We start from the raw sequence: 20654 nt of genomic DNA, 5'->3' as shown, positions 1-20654 counted from the left end.
CTTGGTCGAGACCGCAAGGCAAAGGGGCCGCTCCGTCGCCGGAACGGCCCCTCCCCTTTCCTGTTCCGGCCGACGTCAGCTCAGCCAGAGATCGCTATCGACCGCCTTGATGATGCGGCCTTCGCGGGCGCCGAAGTCCAGGAAGTGCGACAGCGGATCGATGCCGGCCATCGCGACGTCCGGGTTCTCCGTCAGATAGGCGGTGGTGTCCATCCAGGCGGATGGCGTGCGCCCCTCCTTCCAGCCGAAGGCCTCGTAATGTTCGTAGCCGCTCTCGAAGCCGCCGGCCTGCACCGCCGCCGCGACGTCGGTGTTGTGCTCGAGGTACCAGGCCTCGTCGAACAGCGCGTTCGGGTCGCGGCCTTCCTTTGCGCCGTAGGCCATATAATGTTGCAAGCCGCTGGCGAACTCGCCCCGCTCCATTGCGGCGGCCACGTCTTGGTTCTGGGCGAGATAGAACTGCTCGTCCAGGGACACGACCCCCAGCCGCTGCTCGGTGGCGCCGTAGACCTCGTAGTGTTGCAGGCCGCTGGCGAACTCGCCTCGGGCGACGGCCTGCGCCACGTCGGGGTTGTCGGCGAGGTAGTCGCTCTCGAAGAACAGCCCCTTGCCGGACTTCGTGATCGGGGCGTTCGGCGCGTTGACCAGTTCCACCCGGTCGTTGAAACGCAGCAACTCCACCCCCTGCAGGGTGTCGACGCCAAGCGTCGCGCTGGTCATGGTCAGCGCCCCGTAGGCATCGCGGGCGAGGCCCACATCGGCGAAGTTCGCCTCGATGCGGACAGCGTCCACGCCCTCATCGCCATGCAGCGTGTCGTTGCCCGTGCCGCCTTGGAGCCGGTCGTAGCCGAGTCCGCCGAACACGAAGTCGTTGCCAGCGTCGCCGTACAGCAGGTCGCGGCCTTCCCGGCTGCCGATTGTGTCGTCACCGCCGCCGCCGCGCAGCGTGTCGTCATCGACGCCCAGGATGATGGTCTGGTTGGCGCTGTCGCCGATCGCGACGTTGGAGCCGGAGCCGCCGCCCACCGTGACCGCGCCGGTGATGACGGCGTAGTCCACGTTCTGCAGGTTCACCACCGTGCCGGCCGGAAGCTGGCGCGCATCCAGCAGCACGGCCGATGCCTGCCCGGTCGGAGCCGAGCCGGTGATGGTGATCGGCGTGGTCGGCGCCACACCCGAAGCCACCGATGGCGTGACGCTGCGCAACGTCACCGTGGTGGTGGACGGCAACAGTTGGGTCAGTCCGGCGTTCGGCACGGTCGAGTTCGACGGCGCTTCGGTGCCCAGCGTGCCGAGCTGGTTGGAGAAGGCGGCGGCCAGATCGCCCAGCGTCAGGCCGGAGGTGACGCCGGTGGAGGTCATGCCCACGCCCGTGGGCAGGCTGGCTTCCAGCACCGGATTGGCGGTGGTTCCGGCCAGCGCCACGTCCGCCGAACTGGTCTTGGTGTCCGTGTCGGTCCGGTTCTCCGTGACCGGAGCGATCACCACGGACTCCGTGGGACGGCCCGTGCTGTCCGCGCCCGTCGTCGTCGTCAGCAGCGCGCCGTCCACCACCGTCGTCGGCGTCGGCGGTGGTGGTGGCGGCGGCGGCGGTGGCGGGGACGGCGGCGCGGGGGTGGCGTTGATGATCGCCTGCCCGACGAGGCTGGCCATTTCGTTGCCCGCCGCGTCGGACAGGGCGCTGCCGGACAGCGTTGGATCGTAGCTGAAGGTCACGGTCTGCCCGGAAGACAGGGCGGACGCGAGCGTCAGGGTCACGGTGTTGCCGCCCGTGCCGGAGGCGGCGGTGATGGCGCGGGCCGCGCCATCGACCAGGACACTCATGCCAGCGGTCTGATTGGGGGCCGCCGCGAGGCTCACCGCCTCGGCAAAGGTCAGGGTCAGCGCCGCGCTGTCGACAGAGGACGTCGTCAGGAGCGTCGGCGCCACCGTATCGACGGTCACGATGAACGCGCTGGATGCGGAAGAGCTGTTGCCAGCCAGATCGACGGCCGTCGCGCTCAGCGTGTGCCCCCCCTCGCTCAACGAGGCCATGGAGAGGCTCCAGGCGCCCGTCGTCGAGTCGGCCGTGACCGTGCCGCGAGCGGAGGCCCCCTCGTACAGGACGACGGTGCTGCCCGCCTCTGCGGTGCCGGCAATCGTCGGCGTGGTGTTGGTGGTCAGCGCGTCGGCGTCATTGACAACGTTGAGGCCGGTCGGAGCCGACACGGCGGTGTCTATGGTGACGATCAGCCCGCCGGAGGCCGCCGAGGTGTTTCCGGCGTCGTCGAAGGCCTTGGCGGTGAGGGTGCGCGCCGCGTCGGACAAGGAGGAGGCCGCAATCGTCCAAAGCCCGCCGCCTCCGGCGACGGCCGTTCCCACGGCGGCGGCGCCATCGTACAGCACGACCCTGTTCCCGGCGTCCGCCGTGCCGACGATGGTCGGTGTGGCGATTTTGGTCAGGTTGTCGGTGCTGCTGCTGCCGCTGTCCGTCGTCAGGTCGAGGGCGCCGGGCGCCGCCGCGAACGTGTCGATGGTCACGATCAGCGCGCTGGACGCCGCCGAGCTGTTGCCGGCGGCATCGACCGCACGGACCGTAAGGCTGTGCGCCGCGTCGGACAGGGTCGAGGACGGGCTGACCGTCCACAAGCCCCCGCCGCCGACCGTGGCCGAGCCGACGAGGGTGTTGCCATCGTACAGCTGAACCGTGCTGCCAGCCTCTGCGGTGCCAGTGATCGGCGGCGTGGCGTTGTTCGTCAGAGCGCCGTTGCCAGCGGCGAGGACGAGGCCGGTCGGCGCCGTGGGCGCCGTGGTGTCGATGCTGAAGATGAAGGGTCCCGACAGCGCCGATTCGACCCCGTCGGTATCCAGAGCCGTGGCGGTGAGGGTGTAGCTTGACCCGCTCAGGCTTCCGGTCGTGATCGACCAAAGGCCGCTGCCGTCCGCCGTGCCGGTCCCGATGACGGTGATGTAGTCGTACAGCGTCACCACGCTGTTCGCCACCGCCGATCCGGTGATGGTCGGGGTCCGGACGTTGGTCAGCCCGTCGGCCGGAACGCCGCTGTCGGACGCCGAGGCCAACCCAACACTCGTCGGAGCGGCGCTTTCCGGCGTGATGGTCAGCGTCAGGCCGCCGCTTGCCGACGAGGTGTTGCCCGCCGCGTCCACGGCCTTGACGGTCATGGACTGGGCGCCGAGGCTCAGCGTCGAGGCGCCTCCCGACCAGTTCCCGGACCCGTCCGCATCGGTCTCGCCAACCAGCGCGCCATTGGCGAACAGCAGGATGTGCGCGTTCGCTTCGGCGTTGCCGGTCAGCACAGGTTGCCGGACGTTCGTCACGGGGGTGTTGAGATAGCCGCTGTTGCTGTCGGGACTGAGCGCCGGAGTCGCGGGCGCCGAGGGTGCGGTCGTGTCGATCGTCACCGCCAGCCCCGACGCGGAGGTGGCCGTGTTCCCCGCCTTGTCGACCGTGGTGAGCGAGAGCTGGCGCACACCGGAACTCAGCGTCGCCGCCGTGATCGTCCAGGCGCCGGAGCCGTCCGCCGTCGCCGTGCCCACCGCGCTGTTGCCGTCGTACAGCGTGACCACGCTGTCCGCCTCGACCATGCCGACGAGCGTCGGCGTGGTGGTGTTGGTGAGCAGATCGTCGCGCCCGCTGCCGGTGTCGGACGCCTGGGTCAGCAGCATCGAGCGGACGGGGGTCACAACATCGATGGTGACAAGCGGAGCGGACGGGCCTGCGGTGTTGCTGTTCGCGCCGGGCGCCACCGCCGTCAATGTGCGGTCGGCCACGCCCAGGTCGCTTGCCGTCAGGGTCCACAGGCCGCTGCCGTCCGCCGTCGCCGACCCGAAGGAATTAATCCCCTCGCCGGCGAGGTTCACGCCCTCGTAAAGGTAAACGACGCTGTTGGCATCCGCGCTTCCGCTCGCCCGCATGACCGTACGGACCGCCGTGGTCAGGTCGATGGTCACGACCAGCCCGCCCGAGGCGTCGCTGGTGTTCCCGGCCACGTCGGTCGCCCTCACGGTGAGCGTGTGCTCGCCCTCCGTCAGGGCGCCGGCCGTCACCGACCATTGGCCGCTGCCGTCGGCGGTTCCAAGCCCGACGAAGACGCCGCCCTCGTACAAGGTGATGACGCTGTTGGCCTCGGCGCTTCCGCTCACCGTCGGCGTGCTGTCGGCGGTCAGCCGGTCGCTGTTCGAGCGTCCGAGGTCGGAGCCTGCTGTCAGCACCGGCGTGGTCGGAACGACCGCCGTCGTGTCGATCGTGACGACGAGCGCGCCAGCGGCGCTGGTGTTGCCCGCGACATCGACGGCGGTCGCCGTCAGCGAATGCGCGCCGGCGGCGAGCGTCGCGGCGACGGCGATGGACCAAACGCCCGATCCGTCGGCGGTGGCGGCGCCGACGTCCTGGGCGCTGACGTCGTCGCGCAGCGTGACGACGCTGTTCGCCTCCGCCACGCCCAGAACCGTGGGTGTAGCGACGTTCGTGATGCGGTCGCCCGACGAGCCGCTGTCGGAGCCGGTGCCCAGGCTCATCCCCGTGGGCGTGGCCGAGGTGCGATCGATGGTGATGACGAGCGGATCCGAGGCCGCGCCGGTGTTGCCCGCCACATCCTGGGAAAGAACGGTCAGGCTGTGCGCGCCCTCGCTCAGCGACGCCGACGTCATCGTCCAGGCGCCGGCGCCGTCGGACGTCGTCGTGGTCAGCAGGGTCGCGCCGTCGTACAGCGTCACCACGCTGTTCGCCTCCGCCGTCCCGCTCAGAACCGGCGTCGCGCTGTTGGTCTCCAGATCGGCGGTCGAGCCGCTGTTGGAGCCAGCCGTCAAGGTGAGCGACGAAGGCTGGGGCGCGGCGGTGTCAATGGTGACGAGCAGGGCGCTCGATGCGACGCTGGTGGTGCCGAACTGATCGACGGTCGTCGCCGTCAGGGTGTGCGTGCCGTCTCCGAGACCGATGGCCTGGACCGTCCAGTTGCCATCGACACCCGCCGTCGACATGCCGACCATCGCCCCGCCGTCATACAGCATGACGAGGTTGGAGGCTTCGGCCGTGCCTCGGATCGTTGGCGATGCAATGTTGGTCCGGTCGTCGGTTGCGCTGCCGCCGGAGTCGGTCGTCAGGTCGAGACCGCTCGGCGCGGCGGCCTGTGTGTTGATGGTGACGACCAGCGCGGCGGACAGACCGCTGGTGTTGTTGGTGACGTCCACGGCGCTGGCCGTGAGGGTGTGGGCGCCGTCGGCCAGCGTCGGCGTGGTGAAGGACCAGGTGCCGAGTCCGCTCGCCGTGACCGTCCCGACGGAGACGGCGTTGTCATAGAGCGTGACGGCGCTGCCCGCTTCGGCGGTGCCCGTGATGACCGGGGTCGCGACGTTCGTCTTGTCGTCGGTCGTGCTCCGACCGCTGTCCGATGCGGTGGCGAGATCCAGCCCGCCGGGGGTGTCGGCGGTGAGATCGATGGTGACTGTGACGCCGTTGACGCCGGGGTTGCCTGCGTTGTCGAAGGAGGAAACGCCGAAGTTGTAGACACCGGCGGCGAGAGAACTCGACGGCGTAAAGCTCCAGGCGCCGGTGGTGGCGTCCGCCGTCACCGTTCCGACGGCTTGGGAGGTTCCCCCATTGAACGCGCTCGTGATCGTGACGATCCGGCCCGGGCCTACCGTGCCCGTATTGTCCGTTCCCACGATGCCGCTGAGCGTCGGCGTGGTGTTGGAGGTGATCCGGTCGCTGTTGGAGGACCCGGTGTCCGAAGACGAGGCAAGCTCAATCGAAACCGCATCCGGCACGGTGTCGATGGTGAAGTTCAGCGAACCGGACGCGGAGCTGGTGTTGCCCGCCGCATCGACCATCGTGGCGAACAGTGAATGCGCCGTTGCGCTGCCGCCTGTCAGAACCGAACTGGTGATCGACCAGACGCCGGAGCTGTCGGCGGTGGTGGCGCCGAGCGCCGTCGATCCCTCGAACAGTGCGACGGCGCTCCCCGCCTCCGCCCGGCCGGTGATGGTCGGGGTGGTGGCGGAGGTCAGGTTGTCGCCCACGAGGCCGGTGTCGGAGGCGGCGGCCAGGGCGAGAGCCGTTGGGGCCGCCGCCGTGGTGTCGATTGTGACGGTCAGCGCCGCCGAGGCGGCGCTGGTGTTGCCCGCCAGATCGAGCGCGGCTGCGGACAGCGTGTGCACACCATCGGCGAGAGACGGCGTGGCGAGCGACCAGGCGCCGCTGCCGTTGGCCGTCACGGTGCCGAGATTCGCCGCGCCGTCATACAGCGTGACGATGCTGTTCGCCTCGGCCGAGCCGGTGATGGTCGGCGCGAAGACCGAGGTGATGCGGTCGGCCGTGGATCCGCTGTTCGAACCGACGCTGAGCGCCGGGGTCCCCGGCGCGCCGGGCGCCGTGGTGTCCACGGTGATCGTCAGCGCCGTGGACGGATCGCTGGTGTTGCCGGCGACATCGAGCATTCGGGCCGACAGCGTGTGCGCGCCCGCGCCCAGCCCGCTGGCGGCGATCGTCCAGGCGCCCGAACCGTCGGCCGTGCCGGATCCGACGAGGCTGGCGCCGTCATAGAGGCGAACGAGGCCGTTCGCCTCGGCCGTGCCGATGAGGGTCGGCGAGCCGGTGTTGATCAGCCGGTCCGTGTTGGAGGCGCCGCTGTCGACGGCGAGCGACGGAGTGCCGGGCGCCGCCGCCGTGGTGTCGATGGTGATGACCAGCCCGGCGGAGGCCACCGAACTGTTGCCGGCGCTGTCGACCGCGCTGGCGGTGAGGGTCCGCATGCCCGGGGCAAGGGTCCCGGTCCCGATTGACCAGACGCCGAGGCCATTCACGGTGGTGGAGCCGTAGCTCACGCCGCCGTCGTAAAGGGTGACGACGCTGCCCGCCTCGCCGGTGCCGGTGATCGTCGGGTTGACGGTCTTGGTGACGCCGTCGGTGCTGGAAGTTCCGCTGTCGTAGGCGGCGCCCAGGACCGGCGTGCCTGGGGCGGCCTGGGTGGTGTCGATGGTGACGGTCAGCGGCGAACTGGCGGCGCTGGTGTTGCCGGCGTCGTCGGCCGCCTTCACCGTGAGCGTGTTCACGCCGTCGGCCAGCGAAGCGGTGGTGACGGTCCAGCCCCCGCCGCCGCTGGCGGTCGCCGTGCCGACGACCGTGGCCCCGCTGTAGAGCGTGACCGTGCTGTTGGCCTCGGCCGAGCCGGACAGGGTCGGAGTCGTGATCTTGGTGAGGCGGTCGGTGTTCGACGTCCCGCTGTCGGAGCCGGACGCCAGCGTGACGCTGGTCGGCGCGTTCGGCACGACGGTGTCGATGGTGATAACCACCGCCGAGGACAGATCGCTGGTGTTTCCGGCCGCGTCCATGCCGCGCGCGGTCAGCGTGTGCGCGCCGTTGGCCATCTGGCCGCTGGTGATGGTCCACAGGCCCGTGCCGTCGGCGGTCGTCGTCCCGCGCAGCGTGCTGCCTTCATAAAGCGAGACGAACCCGCCGACCTCCGTCGTGCCGACGATGTCGGGCGTGGCGTCGTTCGTCGTGCGATCGCCGGTGATCCCGGTGTCGCTCGCGCCCGCCAAGTCCAGCGAGGGCACGGACGCCGTGGTGTCGATCGTGACGACAAGAACGGTGGAGGTCGAACTGTTCCCGGCGGCGTCGGTCGCCTCGGCGGTCAGGCTGTGGCTGCCCGCCGCCAGCGAGGGGGACAGCTGCGTCCAGTTGCCCAGGCTGTCGGCCTGGACCGTCCCGAACGCGGCGCCGCCGTCGTACAGGACGATGGTGCTGTCCGCCTCGGCCGTGCCGCTCAGCGGCAGGATGGAGTTGTTGGTGAGGTGATCGCTGTTCGAGGCGCCGCTGTCGGACGAGACGGCCATGAGCAGGCTGGGCTGCGGGGTGGACAGATCGACCGACAGGACCAGGTTGCTCGACGCCGTGGACGTGTTGCCAGCCTGATCGACGCTGCGCGCGGTCAGCGAGTGGCTGCCCGCCGACAAGGCGTTCGTGGTGAGCGAGAAGGCGCCGTTCGCGTCGGCCGTCGCCATGCCGACGCTGGAGTTTCCTTCATAGAGGGTGACGACGCTGAAGCTCTCCGCCGTGCCGACGATGGTCGGCGTGGCGAGCTTGGTCAGCCCGTCGCTGGCGGACACCCCGGTGTCGTCCCCGACCGCGAAGGCCAGATTCGACATCGTGGTGTTTTCGGTGTCGATGGAGACGATCAACGAGCCGGACGCCGCAGCGGTGTTGTTGCCGGCCAAATCGGTGACGCGGGCGACCAGCGTGTGGTTGCCGTTGATGAGCGTCCCCGTGGTCACTGACCAGTTCCCCGAACCGTCGGTGGTTCCCGTGCCGACGAGGGTGGCGTCGTCGTAGAGCGTGATGACGCTGAGCGCCTCGGCGCTTCCGCTCACCGTGGGCGTGGTGTCGTTGGTGATCAGATCGCTGGTCAGGCCGCTGTTGGAGCCAGCGGTCAGGCTGGGCGCCGACGACGGCAGCACGGTGAGGTCGACGTTGATGATGAGGGCCGCCGCCACCAACGCCGTGTTGCCGGCCGGATCCACGGCCTGGGCCGACAGCGTGTACAGGCCCTCGGCCAGCGTCGGGCTGGCGACCGACCATTGGCCGAGGCTGTCCGCCGTCGCGCCGCCCAGCACGGTGACGCCGTCCGAGTAATAAAGCGTGACGGCGCTGTCGGCCTGAGCTGTGCCGGTGATGACCGGCGCCGTCACCGCCGTGACGGCGTCGTTGCCGACGCGACCGCTGTCCGTCGCCGCCGTCAAGGCCAAGCCGCCCGGGGTCGGAGGCGTGGTGTCGATGGTCAGCAGCAGTTGACCCGAGGCGCCGCTGGTGTTGCCCGCACCGTCCACGGACCGGACGGTCAGCGTGCTCACGCCGTCGGACAGACTGTTGGTGATGATCGTCCAGGCGCCCGCCCCGTCGGCGACGACCGTTCCGACGCTGACGCCGCCCATGTAGAGCTGGACGGTGCTGAGCGCCTCGGCCGTGCCGGTCACGGTCGGCGTGGCGGCGGACGTGATAAAATCGCCCAGCGTGCCGCTGTCGGAAGCCGGAGCCAGCACCGGCGTGGACGGCGCGTCGGGCGCGATGGAGTCGATCGTGATGGTGAGCGGGGCCGAGGCGGCGGCCGTGGCGTTGCCGGCGGCATCGACGACGCGCGCCGTCATCGTGTGCGCGCCGTTGCTCAGCGGCGTCTCGATGGAGTAGACGCCCGAGCCGTTGGCCGTGCCCATTCCGACGAAATTGGCGCCGTCGTAGAGGGACACCACGGCGCTGCTTTCCACCGTGCCGGTGAAGGTGGGCGCGAGCAGGCGGGTCAGTCCGTCGCCCGACACCCCGGTGTCCGACGCAGGGGCGAGGACCGGCGCGCCGGGCGCGGCGACGGTCAGGTCCACCGTCACCACCAGCGTGCCGGAACCGCTGGAGGTGTTGCCGCTGGGATCCACCGCCGTGGCGGTGAGGGTGTGCAACCCCTCGGCGAACCCGCTTCCGCTGTAGGACCAGGCGCCGCCGCCATCGGCGACGACGGTCGCCAGCGGCGTCGGGCTGCCGGAAATGGCGTCGTAGAGGGTGACGGAGCTGTTCGCCTCGGCGGAGCCGGTCACGGACAGAGTCGTGGAATTGGTGATGCGGTCCGTGCTGCTGTAGCCGGTGTCCGACGCTGCGGTCAGGGCCAGGCCGCTCGGAGCCGGGCTGCTGGTGTCGATGGTGACGATCAACGCCGCCGAGGCCGCCCCGGTGTTGTCGGCCACGTCGACGGCCCGCGCCGTCAGCGTGTGTCCGCCCACGCCGAGCGCGCCCGTCCCGATCGTCCAAGACCCGCTCGTCGCCACCTGCGTGCCGAGCGCGGTGGCGCCGTCATAGAGAACGACGGTGGCGCCGGTTTCCGCCGTTCCGGTGACGGTCTGCGCCGCGATGTTGGTGACGTTGTCGAGGACGCCGCTGTCGCCGGCCGGGTTGATCGCAAGCCCACCCGGCGCGTCGGGCGCGGCGGCGTCGATGGTGACCGCAAGGACCGAGGACGCGGCGCTGGTGTTGCCGACGATGTCCACGAGGCGCGCGGTCAGGCTGTGCGTGCCGTTGCCGAGCGCGGAGGTGGTCACCGACCAACTGCCGTTGCCCGCCACAGTGGCGGCGCCGACAAGATTGGAGCCGTTGTAGAGCGAGACGGCGCCGCCAGCCTCCGCCGTCCCCGTGATGATCGGGGCGAGGACACTGGTGATCAGGTCGTTGGTCAGGCCGGTGTTGGATCCGCTTGCCAGGGCGAGGCCGGTCGGCGCATCGGCCGTGCGGTCGATGGTGAGGGCAAGGCCGCTGGACGCGGCGCTGGTGTTGCCGGCGACGTCGACCGCTTGGGCGGTGAGCGTGTGGTCGCCAGCCGCCAGGGACCCCGTGCTGAGCGACCATATCCCGCCGTCGGAGGCGGTCGCCGTGCCGAGCGCCGTGTTCCCATTGTCGCGATACAGCGTGACGACGCTTCGCGCCTCGGCGGTGCCGGTGACGGTGACAGCGTCGAGGTTGGTGATGCGGTCGTTGCCGACCGAGCCGCTGTCCGATCCGGCTTGCAGCGCCAGCGCCCCCGGCTGATCGGGCGCTGTCGTGTCAATGGTGACGGTCAGCCCCGAGGAGGTGAGGACCGTCCCATAGGCGTCGATCTTGGCGTTGAGCGTGTGGGCGCTGCCGGTCGCCAGCGTGCCGGTCGAAACGACGGTCCAGAGACCGCCGCCATCGGCCGTGCCGACGCCCATCAGCGTCACGCCGCTGTAGAGGGAGACCGTCGCGCCCGCCAGCGCGGTTCCCGTCAGGGTCGGCGAGACCACGTTGGTGATCCCGTCGCCTGCCACGCCGGAATCGGAGACGAGTTGCAGGCCGCCGGGGACGCCGATGCGCCCGGTCACGGACAGCGATGTGTTCGTGCTGGTTTCATTGCCGGCCGCGTCCAGCGCGCGCGCGGTCATCGTGTAGGCGCCGCCGCCAAGTTCCGGCGTGGTGATCGACCACAAGCCGCCGCCGCCGACGGTCGCGACCCCGAGCACCGCCGCCCCGTTGGAGGAGCCGTCGTACAGCGTCACGACGCTGCCGACCTCGGCGGTGCCGGACAGGATCGGGGTGAACTGGCCCGAAGCCCCGGCCGTGTCCGCCGTCGGCGCCGACAAGCCCGGCCCAGTCCGGTCGATGGTGACGGCCAGACCAGTGGAGATTTGGCTGGTGTTGCCAGCGACGTCCACGGCATCGGCGGTCAGGGTGTGGGCGCCCTCGCTAAGGCCGGTGATGGTGGCGGACCAGAGGCCCGAACCGTCGGCCGTCGCGCTGGCGGTCGAGCCGCCGCCGTACAGCGTGACCATGGCGCCGGCCTCGGCTGTGCCGGTGATCGTCGGGGCGACAGCGTTGGTCAGGGTGTCGGCCAGGCTGCCGCTGTTCGTGGCGCCGCTCAGCGCCAGACCAGTCGGGACAGCCGACGTTTGGTCGATCGTGACGGCGAAGGCGGTGGAGGCGGCGCCCGTGTTCCCGGCGGTGTCCACCGCCCGCGCGGTCAGCGTGTGACTTCCCTCCGCCAGGCTGGAGGAGGTGACCGTCCAGGCGCCGGTGGACAGATCCGCCGTGCCCGTCCCGAGCAGGGTGACGCCCTCGAACAGTTGCACGGCGCTGCCGGCCTCGGCCGTGCCCGTGATCGCCGGGGCCGCCACCTGGGTCCGGTTGTCGCCCGGCGTGCCGCTGTCCGAATTCAGCGTGAGCGCGCCCGGCGCGTTCGGCGCCGTCAGGTCGATGTTGAGGACGAGGTCGCCGCTCGCGACGGAGGTGTTTCCGGCCAGATCGACGGCGCGGGCGGTCAGGGTGTGGGTGTCGCCGGTCAGCGCGGAGGACGCGACCGTCCAGTTGCCGTCGGCCCCCGCCGTGGTTTGGCCGAGCAGGGTCGAGCCTTCGTACAGAAGGACGATGTTGAAGGCCTCGCCGCCACCCGTGACCGAGGGCGTGGTGAGGTTCGTCCTCGAATCCCCGGTGACGCCGCTGTCCGACGCGATCGCCAGAGTCAACCCGGTCGGAGCCGAGGCGCTGGTGTCCACCGTGACCGTGAAGGCGGAGGAGGAGAGGCTGGTGTTGCCCGCCGCATCGATGGCGCGGGCCGTCAGCGTGTGCGCGCCAGCGGTCAGGCCGCTGGTCGCGATTTCCCAATTGCCCTGACCGTTGGCCGTCACCGTGCCGAGCGCCAGAGCGCCATCGTAAAGCGTCACGGCGTTGCCGGCCGCCGCCGTGCCGGCGACGGTGGGCGAGAGAAGGTTGGTGAGGCCATCCGTCGCGCTGCGGCCGCTGTCGGTGGCGGCGGTCAGCTTCAGGGCGCCCGGCGCGTCCGCCGTGCTGTCGATGGTGACGTTCAGAGTCCCCACGCCGTCGCGCGTGTTGCCGGCCGCATCGCGCGAGCGGGTGGAGAAGGACCAGTTGCCGTCCGCCAAGGCGCTGCCGGCGGTCACGGTCCAGGCGCCGGCGCCGTCGGCGGCGCCCGTTCCCACCACGCTGCCGGAGACCAGAAGGTCGATGACGCTGTTCGCCTCGGCCGTGCCGGTGAAGGTCGGCGTCTTGACGTTCGTCAGGTGGTCGGACGAGGAGTTGCCGCTGTCCGACGCCGCCGTCAGCGACGGGGCGGAGGGGGCGACCGGCGGCGTGGTGTCGATGGTGACGGTGAGGCTGGTCGAGGCGGCGCTGCTGTTCCCCGCCAGATCGACCGCGCTCGCGGTCAGGGTGTGCGCGCCTTCGCCCAGCGCGCCCAGCGTCATTTGCCAGACGCCGCTCCCGTCGGCGGTCGCGCCGCCGAGAAGGGTGGTGGAATCCTTGTACAGGCTGACGACGGCGTTGGCCTCCGCCGTGCCGACGATGACCGGGGTGTTGACGTTGGTCAGGTTGTCGCCCTGCGTCCCGGTATCGCTCGCCGTCGCCAGCGCCACGCCGGTGGGGGCGGCCACCGTGGTGTCCACCGTGAGCAGGAGGGCGGTCGAGGCGGCGCTCGTGTTGCCAGCCGTGTCCACGGCGCGGGCGGTCAGGGTGTGGCCGCCCGGGGAGACCGTCGGCGTGGTGATCGACCAGGCGCCGACGCCGCTGGCGGTCGTCGTTCCGACGCTCGCCCCGTCGAGATACAGGGTGACCGCGCTTCCGGCCTCCGCCGTGCCCGTCACGGTCGGCGTCGTGACGTTGGTGACGCCGTCGGAGGACGAGCGGCCGCTGTCCGACCCTGGCGTGTAGGAGATGGTCGGCGCCGTCGGCGCCGTCGTGTCGATGGTCAGCAGCAGCGCGCCCGACGCCGCGCTCTCCATGCCGGAGGCGACGGTCTTCGCCGTCATCGTCCAACTGCCGCCGGCGAGCGCCGTGGTCGCCGTGACCGTCCACTGGCCGGTCACGTCGGCGGTCCCGCTGCCGAGCGCGATGCCGTTGCCATAAAGATTGACGACGCTGCCCGCCGCAGCCGTGCCGGTCAGGGTCGGCAGGGGCGCGTTCGTCTTGTCGTCGCCCAGCGTGCCGCTGTCCGAACCGGAGCTGAGAATGGGGGCCGAGGGCGCGGACACCGCGACCGGGAAGACCAGCACCCGGTCGACACCGCCGATGTCCATAGCCTGACCGCCCACGAAGACGGTGTCGATCCCGGACACATAGACGGTGCCTGCGGCTTCGGTGAACCGCACCACGTCGTAGCCGGTGCCGCCGATCAGCGTCTCGACCGACGTCACCGACAGGGACATGCCGGACACGGCGCTGGCGGTGGTTACGGTCACGACGTCGATGCCGGCGCTGCCGACCAGCGTTTCCAGCGCTGCGACCTTGACCGTGTTGCCGCCGGCGCCCAGCAGCACCGTTTCAGTCCCTGCCTTTCCGACGATCGACTCGATCGCCGTGACGCTCATCGTGATGCCGGTGTTCCCGAGCACCATGAGCACGTCGTCGCCGGCGGTGCCGATCACCGTCTCGAGCGCTTCCACCTGCATGGTGTTGCCGACGGTGTTCCAGGCGACGGGACCCACGCCGACAATCGCCGTTCCATCCCGGAACGCCATGTTGACGACGTCCTTGCCGCCGCCGCCGATCAGGGTGTTGAGGCTGGTGACCGTAACGGTGTTGCCGACATCCATCAGAATGGCGGCGTTGCGGGAGCTGGTTCCGCCGACGATGGTTTCGATCGACGACACCGTTACGGTGCCGCCGCCCGACCTCATGTCGATCGAGCCGGTTTTGTAGGCCATCGTGAAGACATCGGCGGCGCTGCTGCCGATCAGCGTCTCGATGAAGGTCGCGCCGATGGTGCCGCCCATGCTGCCGAGCATGACGGTGTCGCCGGCCTTGGAGCCGTTGCCGAGAAACACCTCGATGCTATTCACCCGGACGGTGTTGCTGCCGCCCGAGACGGTCGCTATGGCATCCTCTCCCGAGGTGCCGATCAGCGTTTCGACCGCCGTTACAACGGTGGTGGTTCCCACCTGGCCGCCGGCGCCAAAGTTGATGACGTCAACGCCGGCGCTGCCGACGAGAGATTTCAGATAGGCCACCGACATCGTGTTGCCGGCATTGTTCGTCAGGACGATCAGGTTGGTGCCGGTGCTGGCGCCGATGAAGGTTTCGATCGACTCCACCGCCATGGTCGTGCCGGTCGAGGTGCCGACGACCCGGTCGTTGCCGGCACTGCCGATCAGCGTCTCCAGTCCCGCGACGGTGATGGTGTTGCCGCCCGCGCCCGCCAGCGTGATGACGTCCTTGTAGAGGCCACCGGGACTGTTTCTGCCGCCGGTGATGTGGTCGAGGTTGGTGACCGCGATGGTGTATCCCAGCGTCTCCAGCACCGCGCCACGCGTGCCGAACCCCTTGATGCCGGACCAAGTCTCCGTTTTGGAGAAGAGATAGTCCGTACCAGCAGTCAGGGTCAGAGTCGCACCGGCAGCCATAACAATCCCCACTTAGAGGCTTCCCAGCGGGAAGCTTGACGAATCACGGGCCTAAGACACGCATCGCGAGCGCAGCCAAGCCATTGGCACAGCCTAAAATGCGTAACGCTTACAAAAGGCGGACCACAGCCACCTTAAGAGGATATGATTAAAGAAGTCCAAGAGTAAAATCAGCCAATTTGTGACAAAATTCCCTGCCGGCAAGAAGTTAATAATGGTAAATAAATAATTTGGATCGAAATTCAAAAATCGGGTTGTGATAAGAAATTATGTGACCTCGATTTTCTGATTGAACCCGATCTGCCATTTTCAACCTCTCCCGTGGGGCGCCAGCATGAGCGCCCGAGAGCTGGGGCGTTTGAACCAAATTGGACAACGGGCCGATCGACAACACCCGGTTGGACGAAGGCGCGGCAACGCAGGAGGACGCGCTCCGGCTCAAGCCGCGCAACGCCACCGTGCTGCTCCAAATCGTCAGCGCATTGAGCAAAGCCGGCTGGCCGAAGATCGGCGCAACGAGGTCCAGCGGCACAGGGGGCGATGCGCTTAAGGACGGCCGCCTGACGTCCAACCGCGCCACATGGCTCGGTAAGCCTCCTCCACCGACCGCGCGAAACCACGGTGATCGAGAAGCGCCGAACCCTCCAGCCGCGCCCGCATGCCCTGGCGCAGCCCGGAGAGCCGCTTGAGGTCGCCGGCCAACGCCGCCGCCACCTCGACATAACCGGCCTCGTCCCGCCCGATCAACTCCTCCAGCCCGCAGCGGGTCAGCAGACTGGCGCCCACCCGCGCCACGTGATGGCGGCCGGCGAGCGTGACGACCGGAACCCCCATCCACAGGGCCTCGCACGTCGTGGTCGTGCCGTTGTAGGGAAAGGGGTCGAGCGCCACGTCCAGCCGGTCGTAGACCCGCAGATGATCGGCGGCGGACCTCGTCGGCATCAGAAGCTCGATCCGCTCGGGGGCCACGCCCCGGCGGGCGAAGTCCTGAAGGACGGCGCGGCGCACCGCGACGTCCTCGAACCCCCGGCTTTTCAGCAACAGCCGGGCCGACGGCGCCCGCGCCAGCAGGGCGGACCAGACCCGCACCACCTCCGATGTCACCTTGGCCAGGCTGTTGAAGGAGCCGAAGGTGACGAAGCCGTTGGCGACCACCGGCGGTTCTCCGACCCGGTCGGCGCCGGTCGGCGGCTGGAAGGCGAGGAAGCCGCGCGGCAGCCGAACCAGCCGTTCGGCGTGCCAGCCATCGGCGCCGCCCGGCGGGTCCGCGATGGCGTCGGTCAACCGGCAGTCCACCACCGGCATGCCGGTCGTGTCGGGATAGCCGAGCCACGTGACCTGCACCGGCGCCGACCGCCGCGCGAACAGCAGGGGACGGCCGCCCGCCGTGTGGCCGGCCAGATCGACCAGGAGATCGACGCGGTCCCGCTCCACCAGCGCCGCCGCCGCCGCGTCGTCGAGATCGGCCAGCGAGCGCCAGCCGTCGGCCAGGGTCTCCATCCGCAAGGTCATCTCGTCCCGCCGCCGCCCGGTGGCGTAGCAGAGAACCTCCACCGCGCCACGATCATGCTCGCGCAGCAGAGGCTCGATGAAATGGGCGCAGGCATGGTGGCAGAAATCCGGGGACACATAGCCGATCCGCAGCCGCCGGTCCGGATCGCGGTCATTGGCGAAGCGCTTCGCGCCGTCGAAAAGCGGCTGCGCGTGACGCTTGTTCCAGTGCGCGTGGGCACGGGCGATGACCTCGGGCGGAACCCAGGGCGAGTAATGGAGAGCCAACAGAAGGTTGGAGCGCATCAGCGCCATATCCGGGTGATGCTCCAGCCCCTTCTGGAGAATTCCGATCGCCTCCGTGATGCGCCCCTGGTCCTTCAGCGCCTCTCCCAGATTGACGAAGGGCTGCGGCAGATCCGGCCGCGCCCGGATCGCCGCCAAGTAGCTGTCCACCGCTTGCGTCAGCGCCCCGTCTTCACGTTGGGAGTCGCCGAGATTGCTCAGCGCCTCGCCCATGTCCGGGTTCAGGCGGATCGCCCTTCGGTAGGCCGTCTTGGCGCCCTCAGGATTCCGTGCCGAGTTGTTCTGCGCCGATTTGAGAAGATTTCCGGCGTTGAACCAGGAACCGGGGGCCTCCGGGCTGAGTGCGAGCGCAACGCGCATGGCGGCCATCGCCTCGGCGACGCGCCCCTGGTCGCCGAGCGTGCAGGCGAGATTGCTTCGCACGCCCGAATCCTCCGGCCAGCCCGCCACGGCCTTGCGGAGGCAAACGGCGGCCTCCCCCCAGCGCCGCGCCCGACGCAGCAGGACAGCCAGATTGTTGTTGGCCTGCGGATGGCATGGCTCCCGCGCGAGCGCGGCGCGGTAGCCGGCCTCCGCCGCCGCGAGTCGGCCGCCCTCATGCTCCGCCAGCGCGGCGGCGAAAATCTCCTCCGTTCCCATCAGCGCAGCCCCGCCTCGTCGAGGATGGCCAGCAGCCGGTCGGCCGAGCGCTCCCAGGTGAAGCGCCCGGCCAGACGGTCGCGGGCGGACGGCAGGCGATCCCCGCCCCGGATGATGCCCCTCAGGATGGCGGCGGCGGCCTCCTCGTCCGGCACCCACCAGTCCAGCCCATGGAAGGGCGGGTGGAAGCCCTCCTGCCCCGGCACGCGGGCGGGACCGACGACCGAGGGAATCAGCCGCGCGATCCCCTCGTCGAGATAGGCGAGATAGGCGGAGTGGGCGGGCGCGATCAGCCCCAGCCCCATGGCCCCGGCCTTGGTCATGGGCAGGTCCCACCCCTCCCCGTGCGACAGGCTCCAGTAATGGGTGGCGGCGCGGTGGAGGCCCGTCATCTCCTCGTCGTCGAGCAGCCGGCCGATCAGCACCACCGGCGCGGCCTCCGCCAGCCGCCGGCCCACGGCCCGCTCCGCCCCCCGCACCAGCACGCCGAGTTCCGCCCGCGCCGCCGGATCGAGACTTCGACCCAGCTTCAGGATGAGCACGGCATCGTCCGTGGACGCGGTGGCGCGCAACCAGACACGCATCAGCCCGTCGATGTTCTTGCGCGGGTTGAAGTCCGAGACGTTGAGGACGCGGTGGCGGTAGCTCGACACCAGCCGCCCGCCGGGAGCGACCAGGACCGGCACGCTTCCCGGCTCCACCGGATCGACGCCGAGCGGACAGACGCGCAGACGGTCCTCGGGAAAGCCCTGCTCCGCCCAGGCGAGGCGCGACGATTCGGTCGGCACGACGATCAGGTCGCTGAACGCGCTCATCCGCCGCCAAGCTGGCGGAATGCGCGTCCCCTCGAACATGGAGAAGGTCACGGTGGCCCGGCCCGGCACCCGCTCCACCGCCAGCGGGATGAGGCAGCTCACCACCGCCCGCGCCGCAACGGGCCGGTCGAGCGTGCCGCCCGGCCAGGATTCCGTGCCGTTGATCCCGATGGCCTCCAGCGGCGCCCGCTGGCTTTCGCGCAACGTCCGGATGAGGCGCTGACAGAAATAGCCGTAACCCGTGGCGCTCTCGAAGGGTCCACGGATCGCCACTCCGCCGGTCGGCGTGCCTGTGACGGCCGCCATGGCGCGGTAGCGTGCGCAGCGGGCCAGCCCGTACCCCGCGTTCGGAGCGGCCGGATCAAGCCTCAGCGCCCGCCGGAAGACCGCCGACGCCCCCTCGACCTCCCCCAGTCGCAGCAGCATCTCGCCGAGTTGGACATGGGCGAGGGCGCCGGCGGGATCCTCGGCGATGGCGTGGCGAAACCCGGCGCCGGCTTCCGCGAACAGGCCGGCCAGCATGCGCACCGAGGCGAGGTTGAACCACGCCAGCCCGGAGCACGGGTCGATCTGGACCGCCCGCGTCCGGGCGTGGACCGCCCCATCCAGGTCGCCCCGCTCCTGCCGCACGGCGCCGAGCCGGTCCTGGGCGAACCGGAAGGCCGGATCCAGCACGGCAAGCACGCCGAAATGCGCTTCCGCCGCCGCCCAGTCGCGCCGCTGCTGCCGCAGGAGGGCCAGATTGCTCCGCGCCGCAACGTGGGTGGGGGTGATCCGCACCGCCTCCTCCAGCGGCCCCACGGCCGTATCGCCGTTGCCGGTCGAGACGAGCGCCGCTCCCAGCAGGTTTAGGATGTCGGCGTCGCGCGATCTCGCCTCCAGAAGGGCAAGGCACGCGGCGGCGGCCTCCGCCGGGCGGCCGGCCTGATAGAGCGCGATGGCAGGGTCAAGATCAGGCACGACGAACCTCTTCCGCAACGGCTTCTGCCACCCGCGCCATGACCCCGCGCCAGTCGTTGCGGCGCGCCATGCGGAACAGCCGGTGCGCCGGATACCAGGGCGTGCGGTCGGGATGGTTCATCCAGCGCCAGTCGCCCAGCCAGGGCAGCGCCAGGAACACCGGCTTGCCCAGCGCCCCGGCAACATGCCCGACCACGGAATCGCAGGCAACCACGAGATCCATGCTCTCCGCGAGCGCGGCGGTGTCGAGGAAACCCTCCGCCCCGGCGCGTCGGCCCGGCGGGTCGACGATCCCGAACCGCTCGCCCAGCCGCTCCAGCTCGTCCAGCCCGACAGCCTGCTGCAAGCTGAAGAGCCGAGCGCCGGGAATCCGCGACAAGGGTTCGAAACACTCCAGCGGGATGGACCGGGTGCCGCCATCGGCACGCCACTGGATGCCGACGCGGAGTTCGCCCGGCCGCGCTTGCCCGAGGATCCATTCGCGCCAGAAGGCCGCCCGCTCTGGATCGGTCCGCAGATAGGGAATCTCCTGGGGGATCGTGTCGGCCCGGGTGCGGCAACGCAATGGCAGGCTCATCAGGGACAGGCAGCAATCGAAATCGGGCAAGGCTTCCCCCCGCGCCACCAGCGCGTCGATGCCGGGGGCGGTGGCGAGCAACGGCTTCAGCACCGGCTGGCACTCGAAGACGGTTCGCGCCCCCATGGCCTTGAGCAGCGGGAGATAACGGACGAATTGCACGCTGTCGCCCAGCCCCTGTTCATAATGGACAAGGATGGTCCGGCCGACGAGCGGGCCGCCGTCCCAGACCGGCTTGCCCGGAAAGCTCTGGTTCCATTGCCAGACCGCTTGGCCGGTGCGCCATTCATACTCGCGAAAGCCCTCCTCCAGCTCGCCGCGCATGAGCTGGGCGATGCCGAGATTCTTGCGATGCTCGGGCCAAGCCGGGTCGATCCGGATGGCGCGTCGGAAATGCCCCAGCGCCGCCCCGGGCCGCCGCTGCGCCATGATCGCCGCGCCGACGTTGTTGTTCACCGCCGCGCCATCGGGCTGCAACAGCGCCGCCAGCCGGAAGGCGCGCTCCGCCTCCTCCGGGTCGTCGAGCGCCATCAGCGCGCTGCCCAACGCGAAGGCCGCGCCCTCGTGGTTTGGCCGCAGGGCGATCAGGCGCCGCAAGGCTGGCAAGGCCCGGTCCGGCCGCAGCAGCTCCAGGTGGGTGGAGGCGAGTTGAAAGAGCGTGTCGGGATGCTCGGGCCGCAGGCGGAGCGCCACACGCAGCGCCGCCATGGCCGCTTCCGCGCGGCCCGCTGTCCGCAGGGTAGCCCCCAGCAGGAACCAGATCACCGGATGCTCCGGCCGTAGGGCGGCGGCGGCCCGGAAGCTCGTCACCGCCTCCGGCAGTCTTGATCCCTCGATGTGAAGCAGCCCTTGGTTGAAGCGCTGGAGAAAGGCTTCCTCGCCCACGACTGCCCCTCTCACGGACGCCACCGAAAAAAAGTGCCATCCGGAAAAGCCCTGTCGGCGGGCCGGCGGCCAATGCTAACCAT

Annotated in this window: 4 protein-coding genes; all 4 read right to left on the bottom strand. The window is 70.1% G+C overall.

The window, feature by feature from the left end:
* Positions 1 to 75: 75 nt before the first annotated feature.
* The 4 genes from D3877_RS14135 to D3877_RS14120 all read right to left on the bottom strand — a co-directional run bounded on the left by D3877_RS14135 (position 76) and on the right by D3877_RS14120 (position 20586).
* Positions 76 to 14898, bottom strand: coding sequence for an Ig-like domain-containing protein (locus D3877_RS14135; protein WP_119831410.1), 14823 nt, complete (start codon positions 14896 to 14898; stop codon positions 76 to 78).
* Positions 14899 to 15444: 546 nt separating this feature from the next.
* Entirely contained in the window at positions 15445 to 17334 is a 1890-nt protein-coding gene (locus D3877_RS14130; protein WP_119831409.1) for an O-linked N-acetylglucosamine transferase, SPINDLY family protein, read from the bottom strand.
* Positions 17334 to 19109, bottom strand: a complete 1776-nt coding sequence (locus D3877_RS14125) for a tetratricopeptide repeat protein (RefSeq protein ID WP_147395191.1) — start codon at positions 19107 to 19109, stop codon at positions 17334 to 17336. The genes D3877_RS14130 and D3877_RS14125 overlap by 1 nt, the downstream gene beginning before the upstream one ends.
* On the bottom strand, positions 19102 to 20586 hold the full coding sequence (locus D3877_RS14120) for a tetratricopeptide repeat protein (protein ID WP_158599919.1): 1485 nt from the start codon (positions 20584 to 20586) through the stop codon (positions 19102 to 19104). Before D3877_RS14120 ends, D3877_RS14125 begins: the two co-directional genes overlap by 8 nt.
* Between the last annotated feature and the right edge of the window lie 68 nt (positions 20587 to 20654).

The sequence above is a fragment of the Azospirillum cavernae genome (genome assembly GCF_003590795.1).
Taxonomy (GTDB): Bacteria; Pseudomonadota; Alphaproteobacteria; order Azospirillales; family Azospirillaceae; genus Azospirillum; species Azospirillum cavernae.
The sequence above is the reverse complement of the archived record's forward strand: the minus strand, read 5'-3'. Positions and strand labels throughout refer to the sequence as shown.

Coding starts and splice junctions, on each gene's coding strand:
- D3877_RS14130 (WP_119831409.1), bottom strand. CDS start 17,334: ATGGGAACGGAGGAGATTTTCGCCGCCGCGCTGGCGGAGCATGAGGGC.
- D3877_RS14135 (WP_119831410.1), bottom strand. CDS start 14,898: ATGGCTGCCGGTGCGACTCTGACCCTGACTGCTGGTACGGACTATCTC.